The following is a 13609-nucleotide window of genomic DNA, read 5'->3' on the forward strand; positions in this document are numbered from 1 at the left end:
GCCGGTGCGTGACGTCCCTCGGCAACCAGGCACCGGAACGCATGGCGGAGCCGGACAACGAGGCCCCGGGCGGGCAAAGTCACGGCGCCGTGGCGGCCATGCGGCCGATCCGGTGACCGATCCGCGTCAACAGCCGGCGGGTGAGTGCGCGGTCACCGGCGGTATCCCTGTCGGTGTAGTCACCGAGCGAGTAGACGGTCGTGAATCCCGCCGGTCCCCATAAGTCAGGGGACAGCGTGCTCCGACCGGCGACAGCGACGACCGGAACGGGGCGGGAGCGGCGAGCCAGCACCGTGGGCAGTTTGCCGTTTGCGGTCTGCTCGTCGATACTTCCCTCCCCGGTGACGACCAAGCCGGCACCCGGCAGGTGGCGATCGAACTCGAGCAAGTCGAGAAAGTACTCGGCACCTGACACGATTCGGCCGCCGAGCAGTAACGCCGCGAACCCGATTCCGCCCGCACCGCCCGCACCGGCCGCGGCCGCGAAGGTCGTCGCGTCCGGGTAACCGCTGCGGGCGAACGCTCGGACCAGGTTGTTCAGGCCGGCGTCGAGAAACCGTACCTCGGCGGCGGTGGCGCCTTTCTGCGGCCCGTAGACCGCCGCCGCACCGTCGGGTCCGAGCAAGGGATTGGTTACATCACCGGCGACCACAATTTCGACGCCGGTCGGCCTCGCCGCCCGCGACGAGTCGACGGTGTGGACTCGCCCCAGGCTCTTCCCGCACGCTCGCAGTCGCCTTCCTTGCGCGTCGGCGAAGGTGAAGCCGAGCGCGGCGAGCAGTCCCATTCCGCCGTCGGTGCTGGCACTGCCGCCGAGGGCGAGGACCAATCGCCGCGGCCGGAACCGCAACGCTTGCGAAACGGCCTGCCCCATACCGAGACTGCTCGCATCCAGCGGCAGCATGCGACCGTTCGGCAGGGTGGTGAGGCCGCAGGTATTGGCGACCTCCACCACAGCGGTGCCGTCGCCGACGGCGATCCGCCCGTATCTCGGGGTTCCCCCGGCGCCGGCCACTGTCACCGGATGCGGGGCGAATCCGGCCGCTACCGCGGCGTCGACGCTCCCGTCACCGCCGTCGGCCAGCGGCAATCTGTCACTGTCGACCCCCGCCGCCGCCAATCCCTCCGCCAACCGGTCGGCCACCTCGACGGCGGAGAGGCTTCCTTTGAACTTGTCGGGAGCAACCAGAACCCTCACGCGGTCGGCTTCCTGTCGGTGAGTCGGCGGGGAGGTGGACATCAGTCCGCGTGCGCCACCGCGCCGAGTAGATCCCGGGCCCGGTTGGCGACCGCGATGAATTCCGGCGTCTCCATCGTCGTGGCGTAGTTCCGGTGCGCGGGCAGATCTACGTCGAGCAGTTCGACGATCCGGCCAGGCCTCGGGCTCATCACGACCACCCGGTTGGCGAGGTAGACGGCCTCGGCCACCGAATGGGTGACCAGCAGTACCGTGGTGCCCGTTTCCCGCCAGATCCGATGCAGCTCGACATTCATCCGCTCCCTGGTGAGCGCGTCGAGAGCACCGAACGGCTCGTCCATCAGCAGCACTTCCGGTTCGTGCAGCAGCGCCCGGCACAGCGAAACCCGCTGCTGCATACCGCCGGAGAGTTCGTGCGGCAGGGCGTCCTCGAACCCGCCGAGACCGGTCATCTCGATCAGTCGCGCGCATTCGGCCGCGGCCGCCCTTTTGTTCAGGCCCCGCATCTCGGCCTGGAGCAGGATGTTCTTGCGCACGGTCCGCCATTCCAGCAGTGCGGCGCGCTGGAACACATAGCCGATATTGCGCTGCGGGCCACGCACGGGGGCGCCGCCGAGCTCTACGCTGCCCCCGCTCGGATCGGTGAGGCCGGCGACAACTTTCAGCAGCGTCGATTTGCCACAGCCGGACGGACCGACGATCGAGACGAATTCGCCGCGGCGGACCTGTAGGTCGACATCGTGCAGTGCGGTGACCTCGCCGCGTTTGGACGAGAACCGTACGGTCAGGTCGGTTACCGCCACCGCGGTTTCGGTGCGGGCGATGGTGTCGGTGGGTGTGCTCATATCGTCACCTGCTCCGGTCACGGCTTACTGGTGGGTGTGAACTTGGCGTCCCAGTACTCGGCCGGGTCCTCGGCTTTGTTCAGGAGCTTCGCACTGCTGAGGACATCGATGGTGGCGCGCCAATTCGCTTCGGAATTGGTTCCCGGCGCCTTACCGGCGGTCTCCGGCGTGCTGAGCAGCGGGATCGTCTGCTGCCACTGCTGCAGCAGTACCTGCTGCGGCGGCAGTTGCGGATCCTTACCTTCCATCGCCGCGACCGCTGCCTCCGGGTTGGCGACCGCGGCGGCGAAGGCCTCGCTCGTCGCATCCACCATCGCCTGTACCAGCTCGGGCGAGGATTCGATGGTGGCCTGGTTCGCGATGAGCCCATTGCTGAAGAAGTTCAGTCCCTGGTCCGAATACCGCAGATAGTGGACCTCTTTGCCGCTCTTGTTCGCGATGGTGGGGCCCTGGTCGTGCGCGAATCCGATGAGCCCGTCGACGCGGCCCGAGAGCATCGCCGACATCTTGCCCGCCGAGTCGAGGCTCTGCTGGGTCACCTGGTCGGCCGGAACGCCCGCCTTGTCGAGATAGACCGGGAAGGTGGTGGTCGGCGCGTCACCCGCGGAAACGGCAATGGTCTTACCCGCCAGATCGGCCGGTGTCCGGATATTCGAGTCGGCGAATACCTGCACTGCCGACGGCGTGGTCTGGAGGTAGACGCCGACGCTCTTGATCTTGACGCCCTTATCGATATTGCTGAGAACGGCCGGGGTATCGGCCCAGCCGAAGTCGGTCTGCCTCGACCCGGTGGCCTGTGCGGTCTTGGTCGAGCCCTGACCGGCCGAAATCTTCAGATCGATACCGTGCTCGGCGAATATGCCCTCTTGCACCCCGTAATAGAACGGGGCGTGCTCACCGTAGGGATACCAATTGAGCATCAGCGACACCTCGGTGGTCTTCCCGTCGGCGCCGGGATCCTTCGCGGCGCTGCCGCCGCCCCCGCAGCCGGTCAATACCAGAACCGATGCCACCGCGGCGGCGCCGATCGTCGTGAGTGTGCGGATTCCGAATTTCATGCGAGTTCTCCAGCTGTGGCGCGAATGCGGTGGTTCGGCATGCTCATGCCGCGCCGACGGCCGAGGCCGTGGATCGACGAGAGGCGTGCCATGGAATGAGGAACTGCTCGGCGATCTCGATGATCGCGAACAGGATGATGCCCAGCACCGACATGATGATCAGGGCGGCGAACAGCATCGCTGTGTCGATATTTCCGTTGGCCTGCAGAATCACATAGCCGAGCCCCTCGTTCGCGCCGACGAATTCGCCGACGACGGCGCCGGTGACCGCGAGAGTGGCGGCGATCTTGAGGCCGGACATCAACTGCGGCAGCGATGCCGGAAAACGAACCTTTATGAATGTCTTCCAATTGCTCGCGCCCATGGTGGAGGTGAGCTCGAGAATTTCGGGATCCACCGAGCGCAAGCCCGCCATACCGGCGATGACGATCGGGAAGAACGCCATCAGTACGGCGACGAGAATTTTGGGACTGGTGCCGAACCCGAGCCATACGATGAACAGCGGGGCGATCGCGATTTTGGGGATGACCTGAGCGAAGAGTATGAGCGGGTACATTGTCCGCTCGACGCTGCGAGAGTAGATCATCACCAGTGCGACGGCTTCGCCGATCAGCGCGGCGATAATGAAGCCGACCACTGTTTCATAGGTCGTCACCCACGTGTTTTGGAGCAGATATGCCGAGTTGTCGGCGGCAGTGCGCCAGGTTTCCGCCGGCGACGGCAGAATGTAGGGCTCGACGAGCTCGAACTCGGTGACGGCCCACCAGGCGACCACGAGCACCGTCACCAGGGCGAGCGGCCGCCACACGGTCGACCACAGAGTGGATGGGGATGGGAGCCTCCGGCGCCGAGTACGGGCGGTTTGCGCCGGTTTCGGTGCGGAGGGGCTGGCCTCGACGGACGTGACTACCGCCATCTGGGGTCCTAAAGCTAGTAGTGAAGCGGGGTTCGCACTACACCCGCCGGGAATGCGCTTTCCGAAGCTGTCACCGAGGCTAGTGTGACCGGACCCACAGTGTCAAGGGTTCGTAATTTCCGCAGTTCAGATAGGTCGTGGAACGCTGCTGTCGCGCAGGATCACGCGCCCGGGCACGAATTCATGGACACGCGAGGCCGTCGCCGAGTCATCGAGCGCGAGCCGGACGGCACGCTCGCCGATCTCCACCAGCGGCAGCGCCACCGTCGACAGACCGGGCACATGGTCACGCAGCGTGGGGATATCGTCGAACCCGGCGACGCAGATATCATCGGGGACCGCGAGGCCCAGCTCACGCCACGCCGCGATCGCCCCGATCGCCATCACGTCGCTCACCGCGAAAACGCAGGGCGCGATATCACCGGCCTCTCCTGGACGCAGATCCAACGCGGCGGAAAGGCGACGAGCGGCGCCGGCACCCCCGTCACGGGAGAAGTCCCCCGCGATCTCCACCAACGGTGTCACGCCCTGCGTCGCGAGAGCCTCGACGAAGCCGTTGCGCCGGTCGACGGCGGTCCTGATATTGCCCGGGCCGCCGATCACGGCGAAATCCCGGTGCCCCTGCTCGAGCAGGGCGTACGCCAATTGTGCTGAGGACGAGTGGTTTTCGGGCTCCACGGCGGCACCGAAGGACAGCGGCTGTCCGATCACGACAACCTTGCCGCTGTTGTCCAGATACCGCGCGCATTCCTTCTCGAGGTCGCGGTCGAGATCCCCACTCTGGCGTGAGCCCGCCAGGATGATCGCGTCGGCCCGGTGCGAGATGAAGGTGCTCACGGATTCGCGTTCGATATCGAAATCGCGTTGCGTACTCGCCAGCAGGACAAGTTTGCCCGCCCGGCGCGCGGCCGCCTGGACGCCCTGCACGATCGAGGAGAAGTAGGGATCGGCGATATCGTGCACGACGAGTCCGATGAGTCCGGTCGAAGCCCGCGCGAGGGCCTGGGCCTGGGCATTCGCCACATATCCCAGTTCGGCGGCGGCGGCGCGCACCCGGTCGGCCACACCTTCGCCGGGCACCCGCGACGAACCGTTGAGCACACGAGACGCGGTCGCCAGTGAGACGCCCGCCCGGGTCGCGACATCTTGCAATCTCACAGCCGCCATGGCCAAGTGCCTCATTCTCTCGGTAGTCGTGGGGGTTGACCGGACTTCGGGACTAGCATAGCTTGGAAAGCGCATTCCGACGCTGCTCGTCCACTCGACGTATGCGGGTTCATCCGCACCGTCCACGACCCATTCCGCGGTCGCCAGCCACGCAAATCAGAAGAGGCACATACCAATGCCCGATTCCACTGTCCCGCGCACGCTCCGCATCGCCATGAACGGCGTCACCGGTCGTATGGGCTACCGCCAGCACCTGATGCGATCGATCCTGCCGATCCGCGACGGCGGTGGGCTGCTGCTCCCGGACGGCACCCGCGTCCTGGTGGAGCCGGTCCTGGTCGGCCGCAATGCCGCCAAGCTCGCCGAGCTCGCCGAACAGCACGGCATCGCCGAATGGAGCACCGACGCCGCCGCTGTCATCGCCGATCCGTCCATCGATATCTACTTCGACGCGCAGGTCACCTCCCGTCGCGCAGAGGCGCTCGCGGCGGCGATGAAGGCGGGCAAGCACGTCTTCACCGAAAAACCGACCGCCGAAACGCTGGCCGAGGCCGTCGAACTCGCCCGGGTCGCGGCGAACGCCGGCGTCACCGCGGGAGTCGTGCACGACAAGCTCTACCTGCCCGGCCTGGTGAAATTGCGCCGACTCGTCGACGAAGGCTTCTTCGGCCGGATCCTTTCGCTGCGCGGCGAATTCGGGTACTGGGTCTTCGAGGGCGACGGCCAGCCCGCCCAGCGACCCAGCTGGAATTACCGGACCGAAGACGGTGGCGGCATCGTCGTGGACATGTTCTGCCACTGGAACTACGTGCTCGAGGGCCTGCTCGGCAAGGTCGAGGCGGTCACCGCGAAGGCGACAACCCACATCCCCACCCGATGGGACGAACAGGGGAAGCCGTATCCGGCCACCGCCGACGACGCGGCCTACGGAATTTTCGAGATGGACAACGGCGTGATCGCGCAGATCAACTCCTCATGGGCGGTGCGTGTGTATCGCGATGAACTCGTCGAGTTCCAGATCGACGGCACCCACGGCTCCGCCGTCGCCGGCCTGCGCAAATGCGTCGCCCAGCATCGCTCGCACACGCCCAAGCCGGTCTGGAACCCGGATCTCCCGGTCACCGAGCCGTTCCGTGAGCAATGGTTGGAAGTGCCCGCCAACGCGGATCTGGACAACGGTTTCAAGTTGCAGTGGGAAGAGTTCCTCATCGACGTGGTGAACCGACGGCCGCACCGCTACGGACTACTCTCCGCCGCACGCGGTGTTCAGCTGGCCGAACTGGGACTGCGCAGTTCCGCCGAAGGCCGCCGGATCGAGATCCCGGAGGTCACGCTGTGACCGCGACATCCACGGGTGTATCGGTCGCGCTGCCCACGGACGGCCGGCTCGAACCGTATGTTCTCGGCGAGCCGGGTGCCTGGACGCGGCCGACACGGCCGATCACTTCACGTGTGGCTTTCGCTGCCGCGCATGTGATTCCACGCGTCACCGGCGACAACACACCGGGCGCGCCCGCAGCTGTCGACTGGGACGCGACGCTGGCCTACCGGCGCGAATTATGGTCCTACGGGCTCGGCGTCGCCGATGCCATGGACACCGCACAGCGCGGAATGGGCCTCGACTGGCAAGCGAGCGCGGAACTGATCCGGCGATCCGGCGCCGAGGCGGCCGCGGTCGGTGGCAGGCTCGCCTGCGGAGCCGGGACCGATCAACTCGACCTCGCCGGGCTCCCCTCCGGATCGGCCGGACTCGCCAGGATCGTCGATGCCTATCGCGAGCAGATCGACGTGGTGGCCGCCGCCGGAGCACAGGTGATCCTGATGGCCTCGCGCGCACTCGCGCAGGTCGCCCGTTCGGCCGCCGACTACACCGACGTCTACGAGAAGTTGCTGGCCGGTGTGGATCGGCCGGTGATTCTGCACTGGCTCGGCACCATGTTCGATCCCGCGCTGCACGGATACTGGGGCAGCGCCGATATCGATACCGCCACCCAGACCTTCCGCACGCTTATCGAGAACAACCGATCGAAGATCGACGGAGTCAAGGTTTCGCTGCTCGACGCGGCCCACGAGGTCGCACTGCGCCGCGCGCTGCCCGACGGGGTACGGCTGTACACCGGCGACGATTTCAACTATCCCGAGCTGATCATCGGTGACGCACAGGGGTATTCGGATGCACTGCTGGGTATCTTCGCGGCGATCTACCCGGCCGCGTCCACCGCGCTACAGGAACTCGACAACGGCAATGTGACGCGCGCGTCGGAGATCCTCGAGGCCACCCGGAACCTCGGCCGGCATATCTTCGCCGCACCGACCTATTACTACAAGACCGGTATCGCATTCCTGTCGTGGCTCAACGATAAGCAACCGGGATTCTCCATGGTGGCGGGGCTCTCCACGGGCCGATCCGTACCTCATCTGGCGCAATTGTTCCGGCTCGCGGACAAGGCCGGACTGCTGTCGGACCCGGAACTGGCCGCGCACCGCATGCGCGTATACCTCGAACTGAACGGATCGGTCTCATGACATCGGTTGCGGCACAGCATATGCCATTCGACATCGCCGATCCGTACCGGTCGTTGTCACTGAATACGGCGACGACGAAGCGGTGGACTCTCGCCGAGGCGGTGGACGGCGCTGCCCGTGCGGGGCTCGGCGCGGTCGGGCTGTGGCGCGATCGGGTCGAGGAAATCGGTGTCGCCACCGCGGCGAAGATCGTCGCCGATGCGGGGTTGCGTGTCTCCAGTCTGTGCCGCGGCGGCTTCCTGACCGAGCCGGGCGACGGACAGGCGGCACTCGACGACAACCGCCGTGCCATCGATGACGCGGCGGCACTGGCCACGCGGGAACTGGTAATGGTAGTAGGCGGTATACCGGACCGGGACCTCGTCGCCGCACGGGAGCGGGTGAGCGAGCGGCTCGCCCTACTGGTCCCGTATGCGGCCGAGCGCGGTGTCCGCCTTGCCCTGGAGCCGTTGCACCCGATGTTCTGTGCCGATCGCGCGGTGATCTCCACACTGGCGCAGGCATTGTCGATTGCGCAGCCGTATCCGGCGGAGACGGTGGGTGTCGTGGTCGACACCTTCCATATCTGGTGGGATCCGACCGCGGAAGAGCAGATCGCACAGGCCGGCGCGTCCGGACGGATCAGCTCGTATCAGGTGTGTGACTGGCTGAACCCGATGACCTCCGATCCGCTGCTCTCGCGCGGCATGATGGGCGACGGCGTCATCGATTTCGCGACTATCGGCCGGTGGGTTCGCACCGCCGGTTACCGCGGCGATGTCGAGGTCGAGATCTTCAATTCTGCAATTTGGGCCGGCGACGGCCACGAAGTGATCGAAACGATGAAGCAGCGCTACCGAGATCTGGTCCTCCCGTCCCTTGCGGACTGAACCGGCCGCGGCAGCACCGCCGACTCACGAACATCGCCGATCGGTGTCGGCACAATCGGTTTCCTGTCTAGACTTGGTCAGCTCGAATGTGAGTTCGGCGAGCCGCGGGGAGGCAGGTTGCAAGATGATGACCGACTGGTCGTGACAGCTGTTTTCGGTGGTCGTATGTCGAAGATCCCCGCCTTCCTCCCGCCCGACTATCGCGAAGCGAAGGCATTCGCGCACCGCTATCGAAAGCGACAGTTCTTCTGCGGCGTCTATCTCGGCGGCTGTGGATGGCCCCTGTCCCTCAGACTGTGCACTACAAAGAAATCGCACTGGGCACATCACAGTGGTGCACCGGAGTGCGTGCGAAGCGGACGCGACGATTCCGCCGATCACCTGTACATCCATATGGGCCTGGTCAGATTGCTGGGGAAAGCCTATGGCAGCCGGGATGTCGAGGAGCAGATCGAGATGGACGGCGAAAGATGCCTGTACACCGAAATCACCCGAGAAACATCGATCGTCCGTGTTCAGTACTCGAATCTGTCGAGGCAACGGTGGGAAGAAGAGGATCGCGCGCTCCGGCGCCGGTTCACACATGTCCATTGGGTCGTCGGACCGAGCGCCTCCAGTACGGCGGAGCTGATCGAATTACGCAAAGGCTGGGTGCTTCGCGCGAACTGCCGCACACGAGGAGGCACTCGACAGGTACTCGTCCGTGTCGATGGCGGTGCGGGCCGGTTCGACTGGATTCCATTGGAAGAGTGTGTGATCGATGAGAACGGCCGGGTCACCGGACGTAAGCTACGCGAGCAACGCGAGTTACACCGGGAAAAACACGAAGCCCGGCTGCGCGATCAACTCCACCCCGCACTTCGATCTCAGCAGCGGTCGCCGGCCCCGACCGCTGCTCCGGCTCTGGATCAGCCCGCCGACGCGAGGGTCGCAGAGTTGGTCCACCCCATCCTCGAACGTATGGAAGCCGCCATCGAGAGGGATGACCTCGGCAATCTCGAATCCCATCTGACCATCCGGAAGCGCGAACTGAACTGGCTCCGCCATAGCGGACTGGCCGAGGACCGCCTACGGTTTCAGCGGATAACAACATGGCACTTGGAACGCCGCAATGTCACGACCATGCGTCTGTCCGGTGCGGCCGGGTCCGATGGCGGGCGGCGCCACCCGGAACAATCCGGACAAACCGCAACCCGGACAGTTCGCGATGGCTGGTTACCGTCTCGGCAGGTACCCGAGACGCGCCGAAATCGATCCGGCAAGCTTGTGCGGACAGCGCCGACGGGAGCCGACGGCAAGAGACGGGGCAAGAAGAGCGAACAGCGCGCCCGGCCGGCCACGAAACCAGCCGTCCCCGAACCGAAGTCCCCGGATTCACCCCTACCGACAGGTTTGGCCGCGAAAGTGGAGCCGCTGCTACGCGAGGCCGCGCGCAATGGCCGGACAGTGTCATGGGCTCGACTACCTCACCCAGCAGGCCAGAAATGGCAGGACATGGTTCACGCTCTCGCCCGAGTGGAGCAGCGCAATCCGGTCGGTACCCCGCTACTCACCTCGCTGATTGTCGATGACAGCAACAAAGTGCACAGAATCTTCCGCGATGTCCTCGTGCACCTGGGCTACGGTCACATAGCGACCGACTTCGGACTCGATATCGCAGGAAAGTCCGAGCGTGAGCGAGTACACGCCTTCCACGCTCAGCCTCCCCGGCCGGTCCCCGACAGCGCGCTGCCCAAGAAGAAATGAATCAGCTCTCGGAGTCGCCGAGAGCTACAGGCGCGCCGACCCGCACGACAACACCCTCCGATAGGCACTGGGGTCCGGCGCCCTCCCGGACGATCGAAGGGCATCCCGACGCCTCTACGATTGCTGTGACCATGCCGGACTCCACAGGGCTCCGTGTCCGCCGGTACACGTGCGCGGTATCGGATGCCGAGGCAGAATCGAGGAATGACCAAGGCAGTCGTGAACGGCGTCACCATCGCGTCCAGCGACGACACCGTCATCGTCGAAGGTAATCATTACTTTCCGCCGGGTTCGTTACGGACCGAGTTCTTCGAGCCCACCGACACGCATACGTTCTGTCCGTGGAAGGGCCGGGCCAGCTACTACACCGTAGACATCGGCAACGCCGAGCCGCTGACCGACGCGGCCTGGTACTACCCGGAACCGAAGACCAAAGCAGCAGAGATCCAGAATTACGTCGCCTTCTACAAGAATCAGGTCGAGATTCTCGACGACTGACCCCTGAACCGGTCCGCGTAGTCGGTAAGCCGGGTCGGACGGGCGCATGCTCGGCGCATTCATCGGTGGATGCTCCGAGCCGAGGGCGGTCGGCTGCCGATCCAGTCCTGGGCCGGCTGTTCGATCGCGAGGCGCTACGCGAGCGAACCGGACGTCGTTCAGCCGAGGAGTACTGCGCGCGCGGATTCGGCGAGCCGGGCAGGGCGCTCCGACAGTTCCGTCACGTCGATATCCTGTTCACCCATCACTCCGGCGCGGAATCGCGCCGCCACGCCCTCGGCGATGGCCGCCAAGCGCCACAGCGCGAACGCCTGGTAGTAGGACAGGTCGTCGAGGGCCCGGCCGGTGGTGTCTGCGTAGCGGGAGAGCACCGTGTCGATATCGAGGTAACCGTCGGCGGGGTCGGGAGCCCAGCCGAAGGGTTCGGCCGATGTCCAGGCGGCGGCGAGCCAGCCGAGATCGGCCATGCCATCGCCGACGGTCCACAGCTCCCAGTCCAGGACGGCCCGGACGGTTCCGTCGGTCCCGATCAGCAGGTTGCCCGGGCGGAAGTCGCCGTGGGCGATCCCGGTCCAACGCTCGCCCGGCATCCGCCGGGCGAGGAGGTCATGGACCTCCCAGAGGGGTCCGGGTCCGACGCCGCCGGCGGTGAGCTGACGGTGCCAGCGACGCAGTTGGCGTTCCAGATAGCTACCGCGCCTGCGCAACTCGGCCAGCGGCCCGGTGGTGGTGTCGACGGCGTGAACGGCCGCGAGTGTATCGACGATATCGCGGGAGGCGGCCGCGCGGCTCTCCCGAGGGATCGCGGCGGCGGTTTCGGCGTCGTCGGCAACGATACCGTCCACGTTCTCCATGACGTAGAAATCGGCTCCGGTCACGGCGGGGTCGGTGCAGCAGCCCAGGACCGGGGGCACGGGGACCGGACTGCCGGCGAGCAGGTCGAGGATCCTGAACTCACGGACGACATCGTGTGCGGAGGCCAGGACATGTCCGGTGGGCGGTCGGCGCAGCACCCAGCGGGCGCCGGACTCGTCGTGGACGCGGTAGGTGAGATTGGACCGGCCGCCGGTGATCAGATCGAACCGCAACGGTGGCACGGCTGCGGGAATGTGTGCGGCGAACCAGGCGGTGACCCGCTCGATATCGATACCGGCCACGCTCCGGGCTGCCGACAGGTCACTTTCGTCGTGGGTCATCGATGCGCCATCTCCTCGGGTTCTGCCACCGGCGGCCGTACCTTCGGGCCGCCGGTGCCCCCAGTCTGCTTCATATGAGACGTTCGGCGCCAGTGATTCATATTCGAAGTCGGGCACCGTCGTATTCGGCGACTTGCCCGCCGGGCACCGAGTCGCAGATCGCGGGTCCGGCGCGGCCGGAATGCGGCCCGCTGGTCGCTACACCATGCTCCCACCAGGAAGAACTGACCGGACCTGGAAATTCACGTGCCGAAAGTCCCGAGGTCGGGAGACCGGTGACCCGCACGCGCCGGCCGTTGCGCACTTCCGACCACCGACCACCATCCGCGATTCTCGACATAGGTAGACCGGCCGACTGTCGGTAACGGTCGCGAGAACGCAACCGTCCGCGACCTCACCATCCACGACGAACAGCGGAGCAGTCCAGACGAGGTCAGGAGTTCGGATGCCACAGCGGCGAGAGTTCCGGCAAAAGTTCCTCCAGCGTTCCGGGCCGGGTGGTGTCTGCTGTCCAGCGGGGTCCCGAGCGTGCCCGCCGATCGGCTCGCCGGCGCACATCCGAACCGATGCCCGGCGTTCTCGCTGTCCCAGGACCCGGAAACCGCCCCGCGGCGCTGCGATCTCCTTCCGGCGGAAGCTGTGAACGGGAAACCGTCACCACAGCGCCGCTTCCCTGGGCTGCGGTGGCGGTCGATCGTGGTCGAGGGTCGTCCTGCGCGCTACGGCGTCGGCGGGCTCGGTCCTTGCGTGCTCTTCCTGCACGGCTGGGGAATCGGCGGACGGCCCTATGCACGCCCACTCGAACAACTCGTCCGCAGAGGGATACGCGTATACACCCCGGCGCTGCCCGGTTTCGGCGGAACCGCCGGTTTACCGGTCGAGCACCGAACCCTGGCCGGATACGCCCGGTGGATCGGCCACTTCGCCGACGCGGTCGGTCTGCCCCTGCCGGTAACCGTGGTCGGGCACTCCTTCGGTGGCGGCGTCGCGATCAAAGCCGCCCATGACCTTCCCGAACTCGCCGAACGGCTGGTCCTGGTGAACTCGATCGGCGGTTCGGCATGGACCGACGGTCGCGGAGCGGTGCGCGCGCTGCGTGAACGTCCGCTGTGGGACTGGGGCCTGCACCTGCAGGCCGACCTACTCCCCCGCCGCCAGGTGACCCGGGTCCTACCGGTGATCTTGCGTGAGGCGGTGCCGAACATGCTGCGGCACCCGGCCGGGGTGTGGGAAGCCGCTCACCTCGCCCGAGCCGCCGACCTGGCCCGAGAACTCACGGCTCTCGCCGAACGCCGACTGCCCATATTCGTGGTGTGGAGCACCCGGGACACGGTCATACCCGAATCCACATCGATGTCGCTGCGCACCGCCCTCGGTGACCCGCACGCCATCACCGTGCCCGGCGGACACACCTGGCTGATGTACGACCCTCACGCCTTCGGCGAACTGATCACGAATGTGATCCGCGAACCGGTTATCGGCCCCGACTCGGACATCGACCGGCCTACGGCCGCCAACTGACGAGCACGCCGAGCCGGCGACGCGGGTTTTCCGGTCCGGAGAGCTTTTGCCCAGCGGCACATCGCCGGC

General features: G+C 66.2%; 12 protein-coding genes. 6 read left to right on the plus strand and 6 right to left on the minus strand.

The window, feature by feature from the left end; translation table 11 throughout:
* Positions 1 to 79: 79 nt before the first annotated feature.
* From NS4_RS05155 to NS4_RS05175, 5 genes are all read right to left on the minus strand, one after another.
* Complete coding sequence (locus NS4_RS05155; protein WP_063058432.1) at positions 80 to 1198, minus strand: glycerate kinase; 1119 nt, start codon at positions 1196 to 1198, stop codon at positions 80 to 82.
* Between the two features lie 41 nt (positions 1199 to 1239).
* Positions 1240 to 2043 (minus strand): ABC transporter ATP-binding protein, encoded by an 804-nt coding sequence (locus NS4_RS05160; protein ID WP_063058270.1) that lies wholly within the window; start codon positions 2041 to 2043, stop codon positions 1240 to 1242.
* Positions 2044 to 2060: 17 nt separating this feature from the next.
* On the minus strand, positions 2061 to 3101 hold the full coding sequence (locus NS4_RS05165) for an ABC transporter substrate-binding protein (RefSeq protein WP_063058271.1): 1041 nt from the start codon (positions 3099 to 3101) through the stop codon (positions 2061 to 2063).
* 43 nt (positions 3102 to 3144) lie between these two features.
* Complete coding sequence (locus NS4_RS05170; protein WP_245665080.1) at positions 3145 to 3888, minus strand: ABC transporter permease; 744 nt, start codon at positions 3886 to 3888, stop codon at positions 3145 to 3147.
* 255 nt (positions 3889 to 4143) lie between these two features.
* A complete protein-coding gene (locus tag NS4_RS05175) occupies positions 4144 to 5184 on the minus strand; it encodes a LacI family DNA-binding transcriptional regulator (protein WP_063058273.1) in 1041 nt (346 codons plus the stop codon).
* Positions 5185 to 5359: 175 nt separating this feature from the next.
* On the opposite strand from NS4_RS05175, the gene NS4_RS05180 reads away from it, so the two are divergent.
* The 5 genes from NS4_RS05180 (at position 5360) to NS4_RS05205 (ending at position 10823) form a co-directional block, all read left to right on the plus strand.
* Positions 5360 to 6523, plus strand: a complete 1164-nt coding sequence (locus NS4_RS05180) for a Gfo/Idh/MocA family protein (RefSeq protein ID WP_063058274.1) — start codon at positions 5360 to 5362, stop codon at positions 6521 to 6523.
* Positions 6520 to 7710 carry a dihydrodipicolinate synthase family protein gene (locus NS4_RS05185; RefSeq protein ID WP_063058275.1) on the plus strand — a complete coding sequence of 397 codons (1191 nt, stop codon included), beginning with the start codon at positions 6520 to 6522 and terminating at the stop codon, positions 7708 to 7710. The genes NS4_RS05180 and NS4_RS05185 overlap by 4 nt, the downstream gene beginning before the upstream one ends.
* A complete protein-coding gene (locus tag NS4_RS05190) occupies positions 7707 to 8579 on the plus strand; it encodes a sugar phosphate isomerase/epimerase family protein (protein WP_157105892.1) in 873 nt (290 codons plus the stop codon). Before NS4_RS05185 ends, NS4_RS05190 begins: the two co-directional genes overlap by 4 nt.
* A 141-nt stretch (positions 8580 to 8720) precedes the next feature.
* Entirely contained in the window at positions 8721 to 10325 is a 1605-nt protein-coding gene (locus NS4_RS32000) for a competence protein CoiA family protein (protein WP_157105893.1), read from the plus strand.
* 204 nt (positions 10326 to 10529) lie between these two features.
* Positions 10530 to 10823, plus strand: coding sequence for a DUF427 domain-containing protein (locus tag NS4_RS05205; RefSeq protein WP_063058279.1), 294 nt, complete (start codon positions 10530 to 10532; stop codon positions 10821 to 10823).
* A 158-nt stretch (positions 10824 to 10981) separates the two neighbouring features.
* Here NS4_RS05205 and NS4_RS05210 read toward each other — a convergent pair whose 3' ends face one another.
* Complete coding sequence (locus NS4_RS05210) at positions 10982 to 12019, minus strand: phosphotransferase family protein (protein WP_063058280.1); 1038 nt, start codon at positions 12017 to 12019, stop codon at positions 10982 to 10984.
* Between the two features lie 639 nt (positions 12020 to 12658).
* On the opposite strand from NS4_RS05210, the gene NS4_RS05215 reads away from it, so the two are divergent.
* The gene (locus tag NS4_RS05215; protein WP_245665082.1) at positions 12659 to 13540 is read left to right on the plus strand and encodes an alpha/beta fold hydrolase; all 882 of its coding nucleotides are present in this window, start codon (positions 12659 to 12661) and stop codon (positions 13538 to 13540) included.
* The last annotated feature ends 69 nt before the right edge of the window (positions 13541 to 13609 follow it).

The sequence above is a fragment of the Nocardia sienata NBRC 100364 genome (assembly GCF_001613205.1).
GTDB lineage: Bacteria > Actinomycetota > Actinomycetes > Mycobacteriales > Mycobacteriaceae > Nocardia > Nocardia sienata.

What these genes read in the sequence shown, in the direction of transcription:
- NS4_RS05165 (WP_063058271.1), bottom strand. Translation starts at nt 3,101, where the DNA reads ATGAAATTCGGAATCCGCACACTCACGACGATCGGCGCCGCCGCGGTG.
- NS4_RS05210 (WP_063058280.1), bottom strand. Translation starts at nt 12,019, where the DNA reads ATGACCCACGACGAAAGTGACCTGTCGGCAGCCCGGAGCGTGGCCGGT.
- NS4_RS05190 (WP_157105892.1), top strand. Translation starts at nt 7,707, where the DNA reads ATGACATCGGTTGCGGCACAGCATATGCCATTCGACATCGCCGATCCG.
- NS4_RS05205 (WP_063058279.1), top strand. Translation starts at nt 10,530, where the DNA reads ATGACCAAGGCAGTCGTGAACGGCGTCACCATCGCGTCCAGCGACGAC.
- NS4_RS05160 (WP_063058270.1), bottom strand. Translation starts at nt 2,043, where the DNA reads ATGAGCACACCCACCGACACCATCGCCCGCACCGAAACCGCGGTGGCG.
- NS4_RS05175 (WP_063058273.1), bottom strand. Translation starts at nt 5,184, where the DNA reads ATGGCGGCTGTGAGATTGCAAGATGTCGCGACCCGGGCGGGCGTCTCA.
- NS4_RS05180 (WP_063058274.1), top strand. Translation starts at nt 5,360, where the DNA reads ATGCCCGATTCCACTGTCCCGCGCACGCTCCGCATCGCCATGAACGGC.